Genomic DNA, 22,539 nt, shown 5'->3' with positions numbered 1-22,539 from the left:
GAGCAGGAGTAATCGTATGTAGAGTAAAGTCCGCATGGGTGTTAGGCACCACAGTCTGTCATTGAACCCCTGCCTTACGAATTTCTCGGCTTTGCTCTTTCAAAATATCCCGCACCTCGCGCGTCATGGCGCCGTTTTGGTATACGCCCCGTTCGATACTTCCGAGGGAGCGGATAAGCTCTCCTTTGATGTCGAAGATCATCTGCGCAATATTGCCGGTGATTCTCAATAAAAGTCCAGCGGCCACACTGACCGTGATGCCGAATAACAGAAGCGTCCACGAGCTTCGGAAATTCCAGAAACTTAGCAAGAGACCGGCCACAGCAACACCATAGCCGGCCCATTTCAAAAGTTGGGCGGTTCGCATCATATGATCTCTCCTTGGAGCAGCCATAGGGGGGGAAGCTTGAGGCGGCCTCTCCTGTGTGGGTGCTGGATTGGTTGAAACGGGTTTCGAAGGGAGTGCTTTGCGACTCTTGAACAGACTGAATAAGCTTGGCGATTTTTGCAATTGCTCGAGTTGCGCACGTAATTCAGAAAGGGTTTGAAGATCCTGATCGTGCTGTTCGGCAAGGCGCTCGACAGCCTGGCGCAGGGCAGCAATGGTGATTTGATCGCGGCGGCGATCAGCGGGGTCGTGAGTTGACTCGGATGACTTCAAAGGCTTATTGGGCATGGCTATACGAGTATATGCCATCTCGGTCCCGGTGTCAGGCACCGGTGCCTGGCACCGGTGCCTGGCACTGTGAAACGGTGCTGTGGAACATCAAGATGGCTTGACCGGGTTGGTTGGAACTGCAAGAATGGGTTCCACTAGCAGCAATCTGGAGGGTTTTCCCGCATTGAAGATTCTCATTACCGGTGGGGCCGGATTCATCGGCTCCAATCTGGCTCGACACTATCTCAAACGAGGGGAAGAACTTACAATTCTTGATAACCTGAGCCGGCCCGGTGTGGAGCGCAATCTCCAGGCGCTTCAGCGCGATTTTCCGCAGCTCCGGTTCTTAAAGACAGATATCCGGGATGGCCAGGCCTTTCCCCAACCCGTTGAAGGACAGGATGTTGTCTTCCACATGGCCGCGCAAGTTGCGGTCACAACCTCCATCGTGGATCCGCTCGCAGATTTTGAGGTTAATGCCTTGGGAACACTGAATCTTCTCGAGGCCGTTCGCCAGTCCCGGTCCCAGCCAATTTTGATTTACGCTTCCACGAATAAGGTCTACGGAGACCTGGCTCGTCTTCCGCTGGAGGTTAAGGGCCTGCGCTACGAGCCGGCGACGGGTCTGCAGAGTATTGATGAGTCTTGTCCCTTGGATTTCCATTCACCGTACGCGTGTTCCAAAGGCTCCGGCGATCAATATGTGCGGGATTACGCGCGTCTGTATGATTTGCGCACGGTGGTTTTGCGGCAAAGCTGTATCTACGGCCCGGGTCAGCATGGGTCAGTGGAGCAGGGTTGGGTGTCCTGGATGCTCCGGGCAGCCATGGAGTCGAAACCGGTCACGGTCTTCGGAAGTGGCCGCCAGGTGCGTGACGTCTTATACATCGGAGATCTTGTTGAGGCCTGTGACCTTGTCATTCAGAACATCTCCAGAACCAGCGGCCAGATCTACAATATTGGCGGGGGTATCGAAAACTCGATCTCCATCCTGGAATACCTTCAACTTCTGGACAACAAGTTTGGATGCAAGATCCTCCCTGAATGGGCCCCGGCGCGCCTCGGAGACCAGCGTTTTTTTGTGGCGGATATTGGGAAAGCAAAGCGGGATTTTGGGTGGGCTCCGAAGACCTCTGTGGCTGAAGGGGTGTCCAGGTTGTTGGCGTGGATGAAAGAAGGGCTCACTGCTTCCGCAGCCTGCGAACAATAGATCCTTTAGGAAGCTTCAATGTCCAACGGTGGGGCATCCATAAGACGCCGTGGTCCCTTCTCCCCGATTTAACGAATATACGCGTGTGCAACTTGTCATCCACCTCCAACCCATACTCCTCGGGGAGAAGATCAAATTTAGGGAATTCCAAAGAAATAAACCCGGGTTTGACTTCCGCTTCAAAGCAAACCAAGCGATCCCACTGGCGAATTATGCGAACGTGTATCGGGACATCCCCGGACTGTGGCCTCTTGGGCAAGGGTAAACTCAAAAAGTCCCCGGTGGTCACGATCGCCTCCTTCATTTCGAGTAATGGCAGCGCGGATCTGCGGCGCGGTTTACAAGTCAGTAGGCACAGACCCGAGCCTTTCGCAGAACCTGCGACAGTGAGGGGAATCGTTGCACAAAGGTAATCGTAAGGATTTTGCTCATCCTCATCCCAGATCGCCACAGAGACCCGATAGCGTCCTGGCGCAAGTGCAAGCCGGGGAAATCGCAAGCAGAATTCGCCGTTGCCGGGAGCGAGGGTTTCGATTTGGTAGCGGTCATAGCGGGTGTTTGGGCCGAACACGTAGGTCTGATCTTCGCGAAACAGGGCGATTCCGAAGTGAGGATCCTTTAGAGCGTTGTGGCATCGAAATCGGACCTGTACCTCAAGCGGCTTTCCCACAGAGACCGTGCCGGGTTCTTTTCCCGGGGAACCAGACAACTGCACTGAGATGATCTCGCACAGATTGCGACTGCCCTTGCGCTCCCCCCACCAGGCCTTGATTCTGGACGGTCCGCAAAGGTGCCTGCGTTCTGTCCATGCCAGCTTGAGGTCCGGGGACAATAGGCGTGAATCCGCCGAAGCAGAGCGCCTGCGGCGCCGGAGAATGAATTCTGAATAGAATGTGGAGGCGGCCTCCGGGTGCCCCAGATAGGCCAGGTGTCCCCGGTCCAGGACCAGAACTTCGTCGCACAGACCCTGCAACATATCCGGGGACTGCGTGGCGATAATGAGAGTCTTTTGTTCTGCACGAAATTCCAGAAATTTCCGGCGGCACTTTTCTTGAAATGCCAGATCCCCAACGCTCAGTATCTCGTCCACCATCAAGATGTCGAAATTTTTGTGCACAGCAATGGCAAAACCCAGCCGCGCCTGCATGCCTGAAGAATAGATCTTGATGGGTGTGTCCAGGAAGCCGTCTAATTCGGCAAAGGATACCATGCTCTGGTATTTCTCGCGTATCTCGCTCATCGGCATTCCTAGAATGAGGCCGTTGAGCAGGAGGTTTTCCTCGCCGGTCAGCTCCGGTTCAAAACCGCTTCCCAACCCCAGGAGACAGGAAATGTTACCGTTGACGGTCAGGGTGCCTTCAGTGGGAGTGAGAATACCGGCGAGCAAACTCAGCAGAGTGGTTTTGCCAGCGCCGTTGGTTCCCAGAATCCCTAAAGAGTTTCCCGGAGCAATGCTAAGGGAGAGTTCGCGCAGGGCCCAGAATTCTTCGATCCGCTGGCGGCGGAGCAGCTGGGGCAGCAGAGCGAAAATCAACGCCCCTTTTTGGTGAGGCACGTTGAATTGTTTGCCCAGACGCTGGACTTCGATCACTGGGGTTGGCTTATCTGACATCAGTGTACCTGCTCGGCAAAAGACGGTTCGTAATAGTTGAAAATTCGTGATCCTGCCCAGAAAAGAATCATCGCCGATAGAATGGCCGCGGCTGCGACTTCCGGGGTGCTCCATGGGGCAGGGAATTCCGTGGGATACCCCTTTAGCACAGCCACGCGATAAAGATACACGAGGTGGCTCATGGGGTTCAGCAGACCCAATAAGTACAGGGGACGGGGAAGATTCGCCAGGGCTTGGAACGGATAGAGGACTGGAGTGGCATAGAACCAGAGTGTCAGGAGGAGGTCCACCACATACTTAACATCTCTGTATTTGACCTGCATTCCGGCTACCATGAGAGACAACCCGGCCATCATAATGACTTGTACAAGGATGATAAGGGGAAGCGTCCACACCCAAAGGCTCAGGGGAACCCCCACGGCAAACGCCAATACCAGCACCACAAAATAGGTTAGCAGGAAATGGATAAGGTTTGCGCCCACAACCGACAGGGGAATGACCTCCCGGGGGAAGTTGACCTTCTTTATCAGATGGGCCCCGTGGAGGATGCTCATGGTGGAACCGGAGATCGCGGCTTGAAAAAAACTCCAAGGAAACATGCCCACAATCAAGAAGATGAAAAACGGATAGCGTCCTGAGGACATGGGGAAGATATAGGTGAAAGCCACCCAAAACACACCACTCAGCAGGAGAGGGACTAAAAAGGCCCACAAGAATCCGAGCAGAGGGGATTTGTAACGCACGCGCATATCAGCCAAGGCCAGGTGCCAGATGAGCGCCGCATACTGCCGGATCGGGGTTAGCCTGGCAATGAGTTTCTGTGAAAAGGGCAGAGGGTTCATCGAGCTTTCTTTCTTGCGGAAAAATCTTTGACTAGCGACGCATACAATTGCTCTGTACGGGTAACCATTTGATCCAAAGAGAAATGAGTCTCCACCCACGCCCGTGCTTGGGCGCCCATCCTCGAGGTTTGACCGGGACGGCTAAGCACATCGAGAATGGCCCGGGCGAGAGCTCCGGGATCCGAGGGAGGCACCAGGAGTCCGGTTTCTCCGTGCTTGACGACTTCAGGGACTCCGCCGACGTTACAGCCGATTACGGGCCGCGCATAGGACATCGCTTCCAGATATACGAAGCCGCAGCTCTCATAAGTGGAGGGCGCGACAAAGAGATCGCAGTCTGCCAACAGTTCGCGGCGCTGAATATCGCTCACATGGCCGAGAAACGTAACTCGATTGCGCGCGGAATCCGGAAGCAGTCTCTCCAAATGCCGTTTGTAGCTCAGGCGGGGCGGTCCGATCACAGAATGGGTTTCGCCGTTGATATAGATATCGCGTCCTGCGAAAAGGAAGCTTGTCTTTGGAGCCTTCTCAAGAACCTGAGGAATTGCGCGTACCAAAGTATCCACGCCTTTTCGAGGTTCCAAACGCCCCAGGAAAAGCACAAGCGGCTCCTTTGCTTTCTCAGATGAAGGAGGGCGGGTATCCTCGGGGATGGGTACGCCGAGCGGAAGGATATGAATGCTGGCGGGATTGTAGCCGGCCGTTTGGCCGACCAATTCGGCATGCGCGCGCGTGGAGCAAGTCACGGCTTGGCTTCTATAAAGAGTCCAGTTCTCAAGGGAGGCGCTGAGTTGAGAATCCCATGTGGGGCGTTTGCCATAGGCCTTGGCGACTTCGTTTAGAGAACTGTGAAGTCGAGTCACCAAAGGGACCTCTTTGATAAAACTAACTCCCAGCCCTTCAGCGGAAAAGTTAGGGCCCTCAACCACGTCAAAAGGCTGCTGGGAGTGGATTTTGAGAAACCTTCTGCGAACCGCCCGGATGTAGTTGATCCGCTGCGCAAATTCCGTTGTGGCAATACGCGGAAAAAAATAGTAGCTGTTCCGAATTTTGTGTACCGTAAGATTTCCCCGTTCCACAGTGCGCTCTTGGCCCAGAGTTTGGCAAATCACATGGACCCGGTGTCCCCGCAGAGCCAGTTCTTTTGAAAGCAGAGTGCTGTATACGCCAATGCCGCCCCAACAAGTCTCGGGAGGGTATTCCCGCGAAATCACACAGATCCGCATCCGGGGAGAGGTCTGTCGTTGCGTATTTATGGGTTTAGATAACAGTTGCTCTCGCATCCCACACATTTTCTCCAGGCTGTCGAGGGAATCCGGCGCATATTGCGCCATGCCCGGGTAAAAGATGTTTCCCAGACATTGCCCAGCTTGAATTCTTTGAAGTTGCCGCACAAATACAGACTGCCGTCCGGTTCTAAAAGGCAGTTGCGCCCCTGGCGAAAGCTGCAATCCAAAGTGCGGCGACCGGTTCTGAGCCAATTTGCCGCAAATTGAGCGTGGTTGGCCAACATCTCTCCCGACTCCTCCAAGATATCAAAAAAGTCTGCAATCTTGGCCCGCTGAACTTCGGAGGGCAGGAAGTCATCTTTCATCAGCGCGCTTTCCACTCCGATTTCCGAAATTGCCGCGGGCGTGAAATTGATCCCGATATTCCTTTTTCTTGCGTAGTTGCGCATACGGAACAGCTCGTCCGCGTTTTGGTTCCCCACTGTCATATTGATGCCCACGCTCATGAAGGGATAGGCGCGCGTCAGTTCCTGGACTTCCATCAGAGTCCGCTCCACTTGAGGAAACACGCCCTTGCGGTTGCGCACAGCTTCATGAACCGGCCCGAGCCCATCCATGGAAACAGTGATACCGAGATGCACTTCGCAATCGGCGATCGCTGCCGCAAGGCGCTCTATTTGATCGACGACTTGACCGGTGTTCATTCCATTCGTGGGCAGGTCGACCCGGCGCAATCGGGAGCATGTCTCCACCGCGGTCTTCACATTCGATACCAGATCCGGATTGAGTGTGGGTTCGCCGCCCGTGAGATTGAGAATTTCCAAAGAGGACTTCAACAGAGGGTCGTTGAAGAGCTTCTCGATTTGTTCATGAGAAATTGAGGGTTCGGACTTCTGTTTGACCCAGGTGGAGCACATGGCGCAGCGAGCATCGCACTGATAGCTTGTGAACAGGACAAGCACCTGGGGGCGCGGAAGCCTGAACCGGCGCGGCGGCCGGTCTAAATGAAGCCCGTTACCGGGTCGCTGTATTTTCATAGACGGCCAATGCTTGCTCATAAATGCTTTTTTCGTCGTACTGCTTGATGATGTGACTGCGGGCATTGCGACCCAAGCGCATCCGGGTATCGGGGTGTTCCAGTAAATGAATGATGCCTTGGGCCAGCTCGGCGCTGGAGCCCGGAGCCGTGAGCCATCCGTTTACGCCGTGCTCCGCAAGCTCCGAGAGTCCGCCGCCGCTGGAACACACAACAGGTTTGCCGCAGCTCATGGCCTCGAGGCAGGTGTAGGGGCTGTTTTCCCAAAGAGAGGGGATGACGACCAAGGTCGCGCGGCGATAGTAACCAAGCAATTCCTCGCGGGGTATGCCGCGAAGCCACTGGACTGCCCCGCGTTCCATATAGGGCGCGAGAGTTTCAGAAACGTAGGATTCCATGCCGCAGGGATCGCCTAGGAAAGTGAATGTTGCGGTTGGGCACTGTGAGAGAACTTTGGGAATTGCCCGGGCCAGGACCTGAACCCCTTTGCGGAACTCCAAGCGGCCCACATATAGAATTTCCGGCTGGCTATCCGAGGGGGCGACTCCGTTGGGGGAGAAGAAGTCCAGATCAATGGGATTGCGAACCAGAGGGATTCCTTGAAGTCTCACCCGGTAACTCTCGGCAACCTTATCAACCACCGCTTGAGTGATGCCAACCAGCTGGTGCGCGCTGAAGATCCAATGCTTTTCCAAGGAATGAGCTCCGCGCCAATACGGAAGACGGTGAGTTTGATTGAGCTTTACGGCCACATACTCGGGCGTGTGCAGCTTGATCAGCAGAGGAGGATTCCGGTGAGTCAGGTAATACCAGAACCCTTCGGCTCGGGCCTCGGAGGCCTCGACGACATCCAGCCTAATGTCCTTGTGCAATCTCTTGAGTGCTTGGGATACCGACCAGGAATATTCCAATCTTTCGACAAGTCCCGGATGGGAATCCCGGACTAAGTCCATGAACGAAAGCCGGGCCGGCTGCACCCGGATTACCCGGATGCTTTGTCCGCCGGGAACAAGTAGTTCTTCATACACGGAGTCGCCTTGGGAGATGACGAATACTTGGTGTCCCTTACGGGCCAGAAGGCGGGACATCTCCGTTACATAAGTGCCGACACCGCCGACCTGTTGCGGAGGGTAATCTTTGGAAAGGAAAGCCAGGTTCATGCGTTTGAACTTCTGTGACGCCGGAGCCGGATCTTGCGGATAAGGGTGCGTGGAACGAGCAGCAGAGATACGGCCAGGCCGGCCAATCCGAACCAGAGTAAGTGCCCGATCACCCGGCGAATGACGAGCGGTTCGGAATGATCGTTCTCGGGGAAGTAGACTTCGGTGCTGCGCGAGCCGCTCAGGCAAGCGCCCAGGAATTTCTGTTTGCGGCAGGCGCCGGGAATTGCCGGGTGACAGAGAACGATTGCTTTTTGGAAAGAGGGACGGCATTGCCAGCGCAAACTGAGAAGGATTAGGCGAAACAGATTGAGCGGGTTTTTCTCGTGGATGTAAATCCGGTATCGCCGGTTCGGCCTGCGGCTGTGTTCGACCCAGTCGATCTCTTCGCCGTAAATTTGGGTGATCACTTCGATGGGGATTCCGGGGTAAAGACCCTCGATACGCCGCAGCGCGGCCTCGGCCTGGCCCGGGCTTACCTGTTTCGGCTTGAGCACTACCACCTGTTGCCTGGCCCGGGCCCATGCGGCGAAAATTTCAAAACGGAGGAAGAGCCTGGCCATCTGCTTGAAGAAGTTGGCTGTCTTCCATACGGGGATCACGAGGTGCCGGTAAGTATTTGTTTTGTAGAAAACCTGCAGCCCTTCGATCTGCGCTTTTAGCTCTGCGACATTGGCTCCGGCCGAACCCAGCTCCCGGCGCACCTCATCTAGTTGCTTTTGCCGGTTTGATACCTCCTCCTCCAGGTGGATACGCAGACCCTCTTTTTCTTCGTTGACTTGCTCTGCAAGGTCGGCCCACTTCTTGTTGGCGTCGCTCAGGTTCTGGCAGTGAATCCGGAGCTGGGAGTATTCCGAATCCTTATCCCGGAGCTGTGCACTCTTGTGGTCGTAAGCTTCCCGGATTTTTTTGATTTCCTGCACCTTGTCGGCCAGGGCGAGGTTGAGCCGGGAGACTTGGCGGATGCCTGCTTCGAGTCTCTGTTGCAACTGCTCCTGTTCGGTAGAAGTTTCTTGGAGCCGCCGATTTGTTTCGTTTAGTGTCGATTCAAGCTTCTCAGTTTCTGCGGCCCTGCGGGTCAGTTCATGTCGAAAATCCGCCATCTCTCGAGTCTGCGCGCGCGCCTCTTCGAGCTGTGCTTCCCGCTCGTTCAGCAGGACCCGGAGCCCTGCCAGTTCCTGCTCGTTGGTCCAGAGCTTTTTTAATTCCAGTTCCAAGCGCTCTTCCTGGGATTTTGCGTAGCGGTGGCGGTCCTCTGTCTCCTGTAGAGAGGTTTTCAGACGCTGGGATAGTTCGTTGTGTTCCGACCGGAGCTCGTCTATTCGTTGGGCGCGCTCATTGGCGCGCGCCCGTTCTTCTGCAAGCTGAATGTCTCGTGAATATAGCTCATTGCGTATGAATTGGATCGAGTTCTGTGAATCCTGTAGTTCTCGTGCCAGGCGTTCTTTAGCCTCGACGAGTTGGGTGATTATCCGGTCCCGTTCCTCCGCGGAGTCCTTACCGTTCGAGCCCGCGCTATAACGGAAGGAGAAGTGTTCACGAAAAGTCTTTCGAAGCATCTTGCGTTGCCAGATAAGACTCCTGCGAATCCCTGCAGCCAGCGAGGGCGAGGTTCTTAAGATTGTTTCCCGGTCGTGGGAGGCGAGGAATTTCTGAATGCACTGGACAACATGGTCGTAGGCCACATCATAAGGGAGGTGGGAGCCGTCCGTGAGAAGCGTGTTCCCGGGGAGCACCTCCCCGAGTCTTTCCGGATAGTGCTTGGCCACCAATAGCAGGCGATTTCGTTCCACCATGGTATCTGCGAATTGACCGCTCACTGTGCCGTGGAAGTGATGGTGGACGACGCTGGACGGGACGTAAAGCAGCTTCCAGCCTTTCTTGCGACAGCGTAACCCGATTTCGATATCCTCGAGGAAGATATTGAAGTCTTCGTCAAAACCGCCCAATTCCTCCAAATATTCTTTACGGTACATTGCGGCGCAACCAGATAGGCTTGAGACTTCAGTGACCTCGTCGTATTGGCCGATGTCCTTTTCTTCAAATCCCCGGTCCTCCCAATAAAAAGAAGGGAGTTCCTGATGGCCTGCGCTGTTGATGCGGCCATCAGACAGCAGGATTTTGCTGCCCACCCCCGCGACTTCAGGCCGGCCTTGGGCGGCCTTGACCAGCTCCTTGAGCCAGGAGCGCTCTACCGTGGTGTCATTGTTGAGAAAGACCACATATTCTCCCGGGCATTCCCGGGTCGCCAAATTGAGAGCGCGGGAAAAATTGTTTTGGTCGTTTTGGAGGATTCGGACATTCGGGTAGCGGGTCTGAACAAATTCAAGGGAGGTGTCGGTGGATCCGTTGTCCACCAGGCTTAGCCGGAGGCGGCTCCGTGGATAATTCAAAGCCTCCAATGAAGCCAGACATTTATCCAAATGCTTGACCCCATTATAGTTAATGACGGATACGGCAACTTGGGGGTGAGGGTGGCTGTTCTTCATGGATGGTCTAGGGATTTCTCCGATGTTCAGGCTAGAACGGCTAACATCATAAGGGATCGCCCCAGGGCGCACAAGGCCTGCCGGATCCGGCCTCACGGTAGCACGGGCGCGGGTGTGGGCGTATCCGGGACACCGGCACTCAGGCCTACCGGGTTTTGCCCTGCCCTCATGTGCTTGACCGCGCTCAGCAATTCCAAAAAGCGCTCTTTGTTGAATGGGCTTAGGGTGGGCGCGATCGAGGAGAAATCCGAATCCAGTGTGCGGAAAACAGTTTCAAGCTCTTTCGGGGCAAGCGATGCGAGACTGCAAGAATTGGGCACTCTCACAAGGTTAATATACACGTGCGCTCCGTATTCTTCGGCAAGCAGGAAGATATCTTTGATCTCAAAAAAATTCTGGGGCATCGCGCACAGAGTCAAGGAGAAAATGTCATTAATTCGCTTAGGAATTTTTGAAAGCGGCCCCAAGTTTGCCATGACTTTTTCAAAACAGGATCGGGGACGTATGGCCTCAAAGGTCTTCTTGGTGGCTCCGTCCACAGAGACATCCAAGTGATTGACATGAAGCTGCTGCATATAGTCGAGGGCCTTACCACTGACCACGGACCCGTTGGTGCTGATCGTCACGGTGCACTTAGGATTAGTGCGAAGCATGATGTCCCAGACACGAAAATGCTCGGGGATAATCAAGGGTTCGCCGCCGGCAAAAACGGTATGTCTCAAATGAGGCACAAATTCTTCCAATTCCTCGAAGAAGCGGTCTCCGTAAGCGCGGGGAAGAGGAGGCAGTTTGTCCCTCTTGGCTCTTATTTGTGAAGAGTAACTCCCGCTGCACATAATGCAGGCGAAGTTACAATCATTGGTGAGCCGGAATTCCATTATATATGGCCACTTAGGGACGAGCGTGGGGGCATTGGCGGGTTCGTAGTGGAAAGAATAGGGATAGGCCCCCATCCTTGCCAGCCTGGCGCATCCTTCGCACCCCATCCCATATTCATATCGAACCAAGTGCGAACGGATTTGGTTGATGGCAGGGCCATTCCACAGATCCATCAATGTGTCCTCGGCCACATTGCCAATAATGTAGTCACTGTTCTCGCAGCAAACCTGCACAGTCCCCCAAGGCGTGAAATTCATGCTGACAAAGGGCGCGTAGCACGCGGATCGAAACCCGACTGCTGAAAAGTCGCGACGCCTATCAAAATCGAGGATCCAGGATTCCATATCAGCCAACCTTCTTCGCAGAGTGTTCCAACAATTGGATAAACTCCTTTAAGCGGGATAGATTACTCGGGCGCACTCTGCCCTCGAGGCGCTCCAAGTCCTTCGCGAGGACTTGGAGCATCTCCATTCGGTCTGCCGCCGGAAGATCCAGTGCACAAAGGGACCCGGGTGTTCTTACAACGTAAGTTTCCAGCTGGGCGTTGAGAGGCTCCGCAAATTCGAGCATGCCTGCGAATTCGCTCCAAGTGTTTCGAGTAATGGGGAACTGGAGATACAGCTTTCTGGAGTTAGGGCGCTCTTGAGCATACTCGGCAAAAAGACGGAGCGTGGCGGTCACCTCTTCCATGCGGGCGCCTTGACAGAGAGTTTCAAAGCGGGTTTTGTCGAGCGAAAAAAACGGAACTACCAGATCGGAAAAGTTTAGGGCCGATAAATACGACTGGACGCGCTTGTCCAGATGGGTTCCATAAGTAAATGCGCTGATGGATGCTTCATATCGCTGAGAGATGAGCAGGTCCCAGATGCGGTAGTGAGGTTCGATGAGAAAGGCGTCCCCACCCTGGAAATCACATTGGAGCGTATTGGGCAACAGTTCCCGAAGCTCCTGAAAAAACGACTCTCCGTAGGGATTGCGCGGATCCGGCTTCTCCCCGGCGTCCTCCGATAAGACCGAACACGAATATGGGGCACACAGCACAGACCTTACTTTGCAAGTATTGGCCAAACGAAAGGTAAAACGGCGCGGCATGAGGGAGCCGGAAGGAATGGGGATCCAATCGTAGCTGCGTTTTGCCGGGATGTCCGAGGAGCCTTGATCAATATACCAGCGACAACGGTCGCAACCGCTGGAGAGGTCGTAGTGTTTGAGGTAGGTGCGGAGCTGGTCCATCTTGAAACCGTTCCAGACCTGCTGGATTGTCTGGTACCGGATATCCCCGACGCCAGCGCCGCGGCGCAGACTGCAGACACGGACATCCCCGCGCGGCCCGAACTCGAGCGAGACAAACGGCGCATAGCAAGCCGCGCGAAAGGGTTTCTGGCTTAGATCGCGGTTGCGGTCGTATTCAGTGATCCACTGTGGGGCCCAAGGCTCCATGATTCTTCTCCGCTAAGTCTCTTTAGGAGACCTTCGTATGAGATTTGACTTGCCGGGTTTAGTTGCTCTCTTAGTCGTGTGTATGCTCTATGAAGGTATACGTGGATGTGCAGCCGTTCGTCACGTGGCAAGGTGTAGACACTGTGCTCCTCCGGATAAGTGACCATGTTCAAAGTGACTCGTGCTCCCAATCGCACCGCGAGTTCGTAGATTTGGGGCAGCTCATGGAAGTTCTCACGCAAAACGCAGGCAACGATCTGGAAATCCCATCCTAAGGCCTTGGCCTGGCAAGAGAAATACTCCAAGTTCTTCATGACTACCTCATATTTGCTAAACCGGCGCACGCGCTCAAAGGTTTCTTTGGTGGCGCCGTCAATAGAAACGGCCATACTTCCCACGTTCAGCCGGCCAAGGTAGTCTTTTACACGTTGGCTGAGAACAGACCCGTTGGTGTTGATATGAATCCGTGCAGCAGGGTTTATCTCCACGAGTCGATCCCAGACGCGATAGTTGCCAGGTGTTAGAAAGGGCTCCCCTCCGAAAAAACTGGCATGACGGATGTGCGGAAGAAACCTGTCAAGCTGCTCAAAGAATTGGTTCGTATAAATGATGGGTTTCCGCGGCCTTCCTTCTATATGTTTGCGATAGGCTGAGGAGACCTCACCACTACACATGATACAGGCGTAGTTGCATTCATTCCCTAAATTGAAGTAGAACTGCTGGGGCCATTGCGATTCCGGCTCCACGTCGAGAAAATCGTACCGGCGGGCGAGAATATCCGTTAGATCCCCGGCTCTCATCTGCCAGGCGCACCACTCGCATTCTTCCGGAAAGTCGTAATTCAGAAGCCGGGTTCGCATGTTGCGCAGAGCCTCTCCTTTCCAAATCTCATCCAGCGAAGACTCTCCAATCCGGCCCAACACGTAGCGGGCGCTTTTCCAGCAAGCAACCACTTCTCCGTTGACGTTGAATTCCAAAGTTGTGAAGGGTGCATAGCAGGCTGCGCGGAAGGCCTTGCCGTCAAAATTGCGATTTTGATCGTATGCCACACGCGTTGCCAGGTTCACTATTGTTTCTCCGCGATAGGTTTATAGAAAAACGGCCGGTGTGAATTTTGAGTGGAAGCGCCCTGAAGGCTTTCCAGAAGCAGTCCGTAATGCGCAGCGCTTTCCTGACTGATGCGGTTTTGAAGGCGCTTGAAATGCAGATCCAAATAGGTGTGAACCTCTTGGATCTGGTCTGCAGGGAGTTCATAAAGACTGCAATCGGGTGGATGGTGGACCAGGTTGACGTTAATCGGACAGCCCAAGTCTTCCCCCAAGCGCACGATGTCCGGAAACTCCATCCAGTTCTGCCGGGTCACGCACACGGCCAAGTGAACTTTACGCCGCTTTTTGTTAGCATGAGCCTTGATTTGCTTCAAGTTGGAATACACTTGCTCAAAGGAAGCTTTCTGGCGCACGGCCTCAAAGGTGTGAGCCGTAGCGCCGTCAAAGGAAACGCCGATATTCTCAAAATGGATGTTTTCCAGATAGTGCCAGACCGTGTCATTTAGAATCGAAGCGTTAGTGTTGATTGTGCACTTGATGTGCGGTCCGGATTCAATGAACAAGTCCCAAACCTTGTGGTGTTCGGGTATGAGAAAAGGCTCTCCTCCACCGAACATAGCGAATTTCAAATTGGGAATAAAATCCCTCAGCTGATTGAAAAAGGGGTCTCCATAGACTTTGGGAAAGGGCCGCCTGCCTTCCTGCGCCCTTAAAACCGAAGAGTAGTCGCCATTGCACATGACGCAGGCATAGTTGCAGATATTACTCAGACGGAAGTCCATTCTTTGAGGGCCCTTGGGCCATTCTTCCGTAACACGGAAACGGTCGTCCCTTCTCGCAAAGACGCCGTTTAGGTTTCCCAACTCCACCTGCCACCGGCAGCGTTCGCAATCCAAAGAAAAATCATACTGCTTCAGAGCTTGGCGCAGGAGCTGGATGGGCTCAGCGCTCCAAATTTCACTGATAGTCTGATCGGGCACACGTCCCACAACATAACGGGTATTGACGCAGCACACTAAAACCTCGCCGTTGGGTGAAAAATCCAAATTCACAAAGGGTGCGTAGCAGGCAGAGCGAAAGGCTTTATTATGCAATGGTCGCGTGGAGTCGTACTTTAAAATCCAATCTTGGATGTAATTAGTCTTTAGCAGAGTCATAGAATCAGCGCTCCGGCCTCGTCTGGCTCCAATGGCGCACCCAGCGTATTCATGAGCATCTGATAGTTCCCGTCGCTGTGGTCGTCGATGCTGCCCTGGATCTGGGGGTAGCTCCATGCCAGGAATTCGGAAATGCGCTTTTTAAGCCGCGGCGGAGCGTCATGAATGCTGACCGGGCCCGCGTGATGGTTGCCTCCGGGCAATACCGTGTTCATCCACACACTGGCGCCATAACGTGCGGCGAGTAAAAAAATATCCGGCAGCTCATGCCAATTCTGCAGCAGGCCGCAAGTGCTGAATCGTAGATTGGCACCGGTGCGCCGGCAATATTCGGAAAAGTAGTCCAGATGCTCCACCACTTTTTCAAAATGCGCCCCGCGTCGCACCTTCTCGAAAGTTTGCTTGGTGGCCCCGTCAATGGAAACGCACAAATCAACCAACGTTAGATTTTCAAGAATCTCCTGGACCCGAGGCGTGAGAATCGAGCCATTGGTGGTAATGCGCAGGCGGATTTGGGGCGCACACTCGATCATCATGTCCCAGATTCGATAATTATCTTCGACCAGAAAAGGCTCGCCCCCGGTGAACCAGCTGTACTGCAGCCGGGGCAGAAACTCCTTGAGCTGTGAAAAAAAGGGCTCCGCATAGGGGCTCTCAATAGGCGGGAGTTTCTGCACTTCTTTGCGGATGCGGGAACTGCAGTCGCCGTGGCACATGATGCAGGCAAAGTTGCAGATATTGCTCAATCGAAAGTCCATTTTGAGAGGCCCCTTGATCCATTCAGGCCCAATGTCGTACACGTCGTCCTTCTTGGAAAAACTGGTCTTAAAATCGCCTTGGGCCACATACCATGCGCAGCGATCGCAGCCTTTGGAAAAATCGTATTGTGTCAGCGCATCCCGGAGTTCCTCCATTGCTTTGCTGTGCCAGATTTCGCGCAAACTTTGCTCCCGGACATTGCCTACCCTTTGAGCATGATTGGCGCAGCAGACGATCACGTCTCCAAAGGGTCCGAAATCCAGAGTGGTAAACGGAGCGTAACAGACACTCCGCATAGCTTTGTTGTGCAGAGGACGGTCGAGATCGTACTGGGGGGCCCAATCCGGAAGCGTTGTCATGGGACGGAAAGCTCCTCGCCCACTGCGCTTAGATAGCGCTCGACTGCCTCGCGCGAGACATACTTGTACCGGTGGACTGAGGTGCATGCGGCGCAAAGCGGCACTTCCGAAAAGTCCCCTTGAATATGGGCCAATCGCATACGGCGCATGATCTCGCCGCGGTAAATTTCCGGTAGAGGGGCTTCGCGGATATTTCCGATCTTGAGTTCAAAGGCGTTGTCTATGCAGCAGGGGCTGATATCGCCGGCCGCGTTCACATTAATGCCATACCAGAAGACGCCGCAAATCTTGATTGAGTTTGACAACGAGTTTGTCTCGCTGTGACGCTGCTGAACGGTTTGGGGAAGCGCAGAAGGTTTGTTGCCTGCCTGCGGGATTCCCATTTGCGCGAGGGCATAGCGGTGAAGCTCGTCGAAACGAGGCTGTTCCGCAGGGCCGGCATCGCGGCACTTGATCCAGATGAAGGCGTCATAGTCCTGGATGTGGTCCAGATATCCCCAATCTCCGGTGAGTGTGAAGGAAAAGTCGCGTTCCTGCAGCGCATGGGACCAGAAACGGCAGAAGGGAATCACCTGGTCGAGATTTTCGTCGGTCACAACGAGTTGGAGTACGAACTTCAGATTGTCGAGTCCGTGCCGGCGTTTCAAACCCAGAAAATATTCCACATCGGAGTTGACCTTCCAGATATTCGAAACCTTCTTGATTGCGCGCTGGGCCCTGGTGTCCACGGCGTCCAGTCCGAGCAGGACTTCCACCGTGACTTCAGGGTGGCGCCGGATGACTTCGGCCATAGCGTCAACGCGCTCTTTGGGGAGATAGGATCCGTTGGTGACAAGGGCGAGCTGGCGAATATGCGGCTGGGCCATGGCAATCTCAAAGAATTCCAGAAAGTCCCGGTGGAGAGTCGGCTCTCCAATGCCGCAGAGGCGCAGGTAGACTTCCGGGTGTTCGGCCGGTGTACAGGCCGCATCAGCGAGAAATTCATCGAAGCGTTCGAATAGGCGGTGAAAGTCTTCGAGGCTCAAGTAACCAAGGCGCGTGCCATGCGGGGCTTGGCCGGTCCCGATAATGCAGTAATTGCAGCGGGCATTGCACAGGTCAGTCAGTTCAACGGAAAAGGTGATTTCCACGAAGCCTGCTCGGGTGAGGTCCGGCCCCCACGGGCCGGGGCCTATTCAAGAACGGTGAAGCGGCAAGAAGTTGCGTATCTATGAGCCAGGTTATATAAAAGAGCATGGCCCGTCAAGGAGGAGCCCCTATTGCCACACGATCATCTCCACTGCAATAACCTTTCCGTTGAAATCACCGACTACTGTAACCAGGCCTGCACCTACTGTTTCCAGAGCCGCAAGGTGGACAATATGCACGGGGAGGGCTTTGAGCGGGAGTTCATGGATCTCAAATCATTCCAGAAGGTTGTGGACGGGATGAGGTCCTCGGACATGCGTTTTGAGTCCTTCACGCCCTATTGGCTGGGAGAACCCATGCTTCACCACCAGCGGGTGGAGATACTCCGATATCTTTTTGATGCCAACTGCCAGGACCGGTTTTTCCTCAGATTCCATATGAATACAAACGGGGTGCTTATGGATCCCGCCGTGTCCGATGTGCTTCTGGACTACGCGGAGTATATCGAATCCGGTGGCTATGAGGACATGCAGATCAACATCACACTTTCGATCGATGCGCTGCTTCCAGAAACCTACAAGGCCATCCGGCTGGTGGACGGGAATCAACTCCTGAGAGTGGAAAACAATATTCGATATTTGTTGGCCCGTCGCCGTGAGAGAGGCCTCCGTCTGCCCAATCTGACCTATCAATTTGTGGTCATGGATATCAATAAGGAGGAAGCGCAGGACTTTTGGCTTCACTGGAGTTCCATGCTCCGCTCCTACGATGTGCCCTTTGCCACGATCAGTGATGTGCAATATTTCCGGGATCGCGATGCGATTTTCTTCAGGGTTGAGGATCACCCGGACTATGAACTGGTGATGCGTTGCCGGCGGAATCATCAAGAGGTCTTGCAGCGGGTGGGCCTGCTTCTGGAAGGGGAGGAAGGAGCCGATTCACCTGATCAGCAGGAACACCCTAGTGGCGAAGTGGATACCCGGGAACCGTGTTTTCAGTTGTGGAACATGATGGTCATGTCCAAAGACGGAACGGTTGTGCCTTGCTGCAAAGACCGGCTGTTTGAATTGAGTTTAGGAAATGCCTACAAGAGCGGTTTTGCACAGCTATGGAGGGGAAAGAAGCTGCGCCAAATGCGGCTGGACCAAATCCAGGGCAACTTCAGCAAGTACGCAGTTTGTTCCACCTGCTACAAACCGCCAGGCGGTGTGGTTCCCAAAGAACACGTCCTTAGATACCTCAAGGACATCGGGCGTGAAGATCTGATCGATTCCTTTTTGAAACGGATCGGGGAGGGCTATCAGGTTGCGACCCTTTCGTCTTCTTAGCATCCTGGTTGGTGTTCTGCTCGCCGGCGTTGTCCTCGAACTAGCCTTGCAAGTTTCTTCCTTTGTTGCCCAGTCGCAGGTTTTGTCACAGCGAAGTTTAGGGCGAGATGCAGAAAGGGGAAGGACCGTTCTCTGCATCGGAGACTCATTTACCCGAGGGATTGGAGTCAAGGAGTTGGAGTCCGCCTATCCCACACAGCTCGAAAAGATTCTGAACCAAAGAATGCCGGAGCATGAATGGGAAGTCGTCAATTCTGGCATTCCCGGATGGAACTCCTCGCAAAATCTCGTTGCTCTCCGGCGGACTCTGGCATCAAGTAGTCCACAGTTTGTTTGCATTTTGGCCGGGCTGAACGACCAGGGGAGTAGAGCCTCAGTTGGGGAAGCGAAGGAACTCTTGAGTCAGACAAACACTACTGCAACGTCGACTGGTTGGACTTGGAGGTGGAGGACGGCATATCTCCTAAAGCAGTTGCTGAGGCCTCATTTTCACAGCCCAGTTTTGGCCGAACAGGAAGAGAAGAAAGCCGATAAGAGACTGCCGCCCAATGACGGCACTGTTTCGGCACATATGAGCGAGTACTGGTATTGGCTGGCGCGGCACAATATGGGAAGGGCCCGAGAGGCATTGTTTTCCGCTTTGAGTGCACTTCGGAGCGAGGAAGATCCGTTGCGTTTCGAAATTGCGTGTGGACTGCGTCAAGTGGGCGCGGTTAGTGATGCGCAGAAGGAACTCGAACGATATTTGCGGCATCATCCCAAGGATGCCAGGCCTCTTACGGAGCTTGCTTGGGCGGCTTTTGACGCGGGAGATATTGATGAGGCGGAATCACGGCTTGCCAAGGTGATTGCCATGAACGCGGGTTCCTCTCAAACCTATTGTTTGGAGGTGCTGTTGGCCAGACATTATCAAGATTCCACCAGGGCGGTCCGGGGTGTTTTTAAAGCCATCATTCTTGGCATGGGTGAGGGGGACGTTGAGTATTACTTGGATTTGGTTTTGGATGAATCTATGGTCCAGAGATTGACGCTCGATCAGGTCAAGGAGGTCATCGGCGAACTCGAGGAAATGTGTCGCACTTACGGATGGAATCCGAAAGAGCTCCTGCGACTTTACGCGGCGCGCTTATCAGCTCAGCATAACGTTCCGCTAGTTCTGGAGAGTAATCTGAAAGGGATGGTGGATCTTTGCCGGCAGTCCGGCGCGGAACCTCTTCTCATAACCTACCCCTTCTGGGAACCTCAGCAGGATTTGAATGCGATTATTTCCAGAGTTGCTGACAAGAAGGGGGTTGCGGTAGTGCATCCGAGCCTTGCTTTTGCCAAAGCCCAACAGGAGGAGGCCGAAGTACAGCTATATGGACAGGATGGACATTGCTCCGAAAGAGGGTACTGGGTGCTGGCGCAGGCGGTTGGGGACAATCTGACGCAGAGCTTTGAACATGGGGAATTTGGGGGAGGCCGCTGATGGCCACATTGACTGTCTATGTCGAGCCAACAGATGTCTGCAATGCCAAGTGTCAGTATTGCGTGCATACCACAGATGAGTCCCCGCACGGAAGGCCCAAGGGCTTTATGGAGTTGGAGATCTGGAAGCGAGTTATAGAAGATCTGGCCGCTATGAAGGCGGACGGCACGATCACCGAGCGCATTGATTTCCGGCCGTACTGGTTTGGCGAATCCTTTCTGCATCCCGAATTTGATCAGATGCTGAAGTACGCCATGCAGAACGATTTCCTGGACGAAATGCTCTTGGCCACGAATGGGGCTCATTTGGATGCCCGCTATGTGGAGATTCTCTTGGACTGGGCCGAGGCACACCCCAAGGCCCAGTTTTTCATCAACTATGGGATTGACGCTCTGGACGAGGCCGGGGTCAACCAGGTCAAAAGGATGAAGGGCAGCGGGCAGATGCTGGAGAACATCCATTCCATGCTTGATGCGCGTGCTCTGCGAGCCGTGCCTAATCTCCATCTGATCTACCAGATGGTGGTGATGCCGGAAAATGTGGGGAGGTCCTCTGACTTTGTGAACCACTGGGAATCTGTGTTAGACGGGCGGGGGATTGGGTATGTGGTGGGTACGGACTGGTCGCCGTATATTCACAAAGATTATGTGTGGCTTAAGTCCTGTGTGGGAGCGGACTGGCAGCAGGACGCGGACGAGCTGCACCGCGGTGCTTGCTACACGTCGGGCATGACCCTAATGGAACAATATCCTGAATCACCCGGTCCATTGAAACCAGCCGGCCCCCAGGAGAGGAAACCCTGCGGCATGGCTTGGCAGTTGACGGTTTGCTGGGATGGGCGAGTCACACCCTGCTGCATTGACACGAAGTGCGATCTGGAAATCGGCAATGTGCATCAGCAGTCGCTACGCGAAATCTACACAGGGAAGAAAGCTTTGGAGCTGAGGGTGGCTCACCTGCAGGGGATTCTGGAAGATTATCCGCGCTGTGACTACTGTGACTGTCCTTATCAAAATGCCTTTTCAGGTGCGCACTGGTTACCGGATGAGAAGATTGCGCAAACACTAAAACAAGCCAAAAAGGAAGGAATCAAGGTTCAAAGCAGGGATCTACAGAATCCGGCCGGAGGCAGAACTATTCGGACAGCTGTCTGTCTTGTTCCCGTGTTTGACACGAATACGCCGCCGCTAAGTTTGGCTTATCTCAAGGCGAGCCTGATTCAAGAGGGATATGAATGCCAATGCTTTGACTTCACACCTCGATTTCGGTCTTTGATGGCTTGTGCTTTGGGCGACAAAATGGCTGAAGCGGAGCTCGAATCAAGGCCGGAGCTTGTTGAAGAGTGGGCGACAGAAATTGCCAAAGCTTGTCCAGGTGTAGTGGGTTTTACTATCTATGACTCAAATATTCGAAACACAGAAAAAGTCGTCACGGTTCTGCGTCAGAAGTGTCCTGGTGTCTTGATTGTGTGCGGCGGGCCTGCCGTGGTTCAGGGGCATATGAACAACATCCTATGCTGCCTGGAGTTTGCCGATGTTGTTATTGAGGGTGAAGGTGAGTTTGTGCTCCCAAGAATTGTTGATGCCATTGATCGTGGGGAAGATCCGCAGACCCTTTCGCAAGTCTGGTCCAAGGACAAGGATGGAAATCCGGTTTATTCAGGCTCTGGGCAGCTTGGGCCAATTGATGAAATCCCGTTTCCAGATTTCAGCGACTTCAGCCTGGATGACTACACGTTTAAGGGACTACCCCTGCTGTTTTCCAGAGGTTGTATTTTGAACTGCACTTTTTGTACGAACAAATGGAACCATAAAACGCAGCGGACAAGAAGCGGAAAGAACGCCTTTGAGGAAGTTATGCGAAACTATAGGGAATTTGGGATCGCTAGATTCATGATGAACGACGACTCTTTGATATCACATTTAACTTTTCCTGAGCTCGATGCTTTCGCTGACTTATTGTGCAGCTCCCCAGTGCAGTTTTCCTGGTCTATTTATGGAACACGGATTGATCGGCTTCTTACCCAAGAATTTGTCTACAAACTGGTGAAGTCGGGGTTGGAGGAAGTGCAGCTAGGAGTGGAAAGCTTTTCTACAAGGGTTCAGAAGGATATGGGAAAGTCTTCCAACCTAGAAATGACGAACCGAGTCATACACATGTTTCACAAAGCAGGAGTTCGAGTCAGGATCTGGCTTATTTATGGGTACCCAACAGAAACCGAGACGGATTTTGAAGTGGGCTGCGAATGGCTTGGTGAAAATAGCGGGGTGTTGGATCATGTCAGTGCGAATTGTTTTTCTCCTAACAAAAAGTATTTGGCAGATCGGAAAGGTGTGGTAAGGGATTTTGATTGGGAGTATTGGTGGACATGGAGTTCGGATCAGGTTGAATTGGAACAACGCAAAGAGAGATTTTTCAAACTGTTGGAGTTGCTGGACCGGGAGCGAATTAGGCGTGGGGGAGAATTTTCGTATTTGGTTGGAGATCCCTTCTATACTCAATACTTGGAGTCTTGGGGGCCGGAAGAATCTGAACAGCTAAAGCAGGCCTGGCGCAACGAGCTCTTTAAATTAGGAGTTTCGGAGATCATTGTGTGAATACGCACGGCCAATTAGTGCTCCCGGTCAAGCGCGATGTTTCGAGAGCGGTGATTTGATCTTCCAGTCAATCTGGTTTATCAAGATGCCAGGGATTTCGTCACATCCCGTGAGGTATTCGCCTGGTGGAAAGGGGGCC

General features: G+C 53.7%; 17 protein-coding genes. 4 read left to right on the top strand and 13 right to left on the bottom strand.

Features of this window, described 5'->3' with window-relative positions:
• Window positions 1–58 precede the first annotated feature (58 nt).
• Window positions 59–370, bottom strand: coding sequence for a hypothetical protein (locus JW937_05845; protein ID MBN1586938.1), 312 nt, complete (start codon window positions 368–370; stop codon window positions 59–61).
• A gap of 433 nt (window positions 371–803) precedes the next feature.
• Here JW937_05845 and JW937_05840 point away from each other — a divergent pair, with 433 nt between their 5' ends.
• Window positions 804–1,868 (top strand): GDP-mannose 4,6-dehydratase, encoded by a 1,065-nt coding sequence (locus JW937_05840; protein ID MBN1586937.1) that lies wholly within the window; start codon window positions 804–806, stop codon window positions 1,866–1,868.
• Here the strand turns inward: JW937_05840 and JW937_05835 are convergent.
• From JW937_05835 to JW937_05780, 12 genes are all read right to left on the bottom strand, one after another.
• Window positions 1,840–3,480 carry an ABC transporter ATP-binding protein gene (locus JW937_05835; GenBank protein ID MBN1586936.1) on the bottom strand — a complete coding sequence of 547 codons (1,641 nt, stop codon included), beginning with the start codon at window positions 3,478–3,480 and terminating at the stop codon, window positions 1,840–1,842. The genes JW937_05840 and JW937_05835 overlap by 29 nt on opposite strands.
• Window positions 3,480–4,322, bottom strand: coding sequence for an ABC transporter permease (locus JW937_05830; GenBank protein ID MBN1586935.1), 843 nt, complete (start codon window positions 4,320–4,322; stop codon window positions 3,480–3,482). The genes JW937_05835 and JW937_05830 overlap by 1 nt, the downstream gene beginning before the upstream one ends.
• Window positions 4,319–5,536: a glycosyltransferase family 4 protein gene (locus JW937_05825; protein MBN1586934.1), complete on the bottom strand. Its 1,218-nt coding sequence runs from the start codon at window positions 5,534–5,536 to the stop codon at window positions 4,319–4,321. Before JW937_05825 ends, JW937_05830 begins: the two co-directional genes overlap by 4 nt.
• Before the next feature lie 38 nt (window positions 5,537–5,574).
• Complete coding sequence (locus JW937_05820; GenBank protein ID MBN1586933.1) at window positions 5,575–6,588, bottom strand: radical SAM protein; 1,014 nt, start codon at window positions 6,586–6,588, stop codon at window positions 5,575–5,577.
• Window positions 6,566–7,747, bottom strand: coding sequence for a glycosyltransferase family 4 protein (locus tag JW937_05815; protein MBN1586932.1), 1,182 nt, complete (start codon window positions 7,745–7,747; stop codon window positions 6,566–6,568). The genes JW937_05820 and JW937_05815 overlap by 23 nt, the downstream gene beginning before the upstream one ends.
• Window positions 7,744–10,236, bottom strand: coding sequence for a glycosyltransferase (locus JW937_05810; protein ID MBN1586931.1), 2,493 nt, complete (start codon window positions 10,234–10,236; stop codon window positions 7,744–7,746). The genes JW937_05815 and JW937_05810 overlap by 4 nt, the downstream gene beginning before the upstream one ends.
• 92 nt (window positions 10,237–10,328) lie before the next feature.
• Window positions 10,329–11,459, bottom strand: a complete 1,131-nt coding sequence (locus JW937_05805) for a radical SAM protein (GenBank protein MBN1586930.1) — start codon at window positions 11,457–11,459, stop codon at window positions 10,329–10,331.
• Window position 11,460: 1 nt separating this feature from the next.
• Window positions 11,461–12,555, bottom strand: coding sequence for an SPASM domain-containing protein (locus JW937_05800; protein MBN1586929.1), 1,095 nt, complete (start codon window positions 12,553–12,555; stop codon window positions 11,461–11,463).
• Window positions 12,501–13,622, bottom strand: coding sequence for a twitch domain-containing radical SAM protein (locus JW937_05795; protein MBN1586928.1), 1,122 nt, complete (start codon window positions 13,620–13,622; stop codon window positions 12,501–12,503). Before JW937_05795 ends, JW937_05800 begins: the two co-directional genes overlap by 55 nt.
• Window positions 13,622–14,698, bottom strand: a complete 1,077-nt coding sequence (locus JW937_05790; GenBank protein MBN1586927.1) for a twitch domain-containing radical SAM protein — start codon at window positions 14,696–14,698, stop codon at window positions 13,622–13,624. Before JW937_05790 ends, JW937_05795 begins: the two co-directional genes overlap by 1 nt.
• Window positions 14,699–14,757: 59 nt before the next feature.
• Entirely contained in the window at window positions 14,758–15,879 is a 1,122-nt protein-coding gene (locus tag JW937_05785) for a radical SAM protein (protein ID MBN1586926.1), read from the bottom strand.
• The gene (locus JW937_05780; protein MBN1586925.1) at window positions 15,876–17,009 is read right to left on the bottom strand and encodes an SPASM domain-containing protein; all 1,134 of its coding nucleotides are present in this window, start codon (window positions 17,007–17,009) and stop codon (window positions 15,876–15,878) included. The genes JW937_05785 and JW937_05780 overlap by 4 nt, the downstream gene beginning before the upstream one ends.
• Before the next feature lie 129 nt (window positions 17,010–17,138).
• On the opposite strand from JW937_05780, the gene JW937_05775 reads away from it, so the two are divergent.
• The 3 genes from JW937_05775 to JW937_05765 are packed head-to-tail and all read left to right on the top strand — an operon-like array spanning window position 17,139 to window position 22,400.
• Window positions 17,139–18,335 (top strand): SPASM domain-containing protein, encoded by a 1,197-nt coding sequence (locus JW937_05775; GenBank protein MBN1586924.1) that lies wholly within the window; start codon window positions 17,139–17,141, stop codon window positions 18,333–18,335.
• On the top strand, window positions 18,313–19,803 hold the full coding sequence (locus JW937_05770) for a hypothetical protein (protein ID MBN1586923.1): 1,491 nt from the start codon (window positions 18,313–18,315) through the stop codon (window positions 19,801–19,803). The genes JW937_05775 and JW937_05770 overlap by 23 nt, the downstream gene beginning before the upstream one ends.
• Window positions 19,803–22,400, top strand: a complete 2,598-nt coding sequence (locus tag JW937_05765; GenBank protein ID MBN1586922.1) for a radical SAM protein — start codon at window positions 19,803–19,805, stop codon at window positions 22,398–22,400. Before JW937_05770 ends, JW937_05765 begins: the two co-directional genes overlap by 1 nt.
• Window positions 22,401–22,539: the final 139 nt, after the last annotated feature.

This window comes from Candidatus Omnitrophota bacterium (genome assembly GCA_016929445.1).
Taxonomy (GTDB): Bacteria; Omnitrophota; Gorgyraeia; order JAFGIU01; family JAFGIU01; genus JAFGIU01.
The sequence above is the reverse complement of the archived record's forward strand: the minus strand, read 5'-3'. Positions and strand labels throughout refer to the sequence as shown.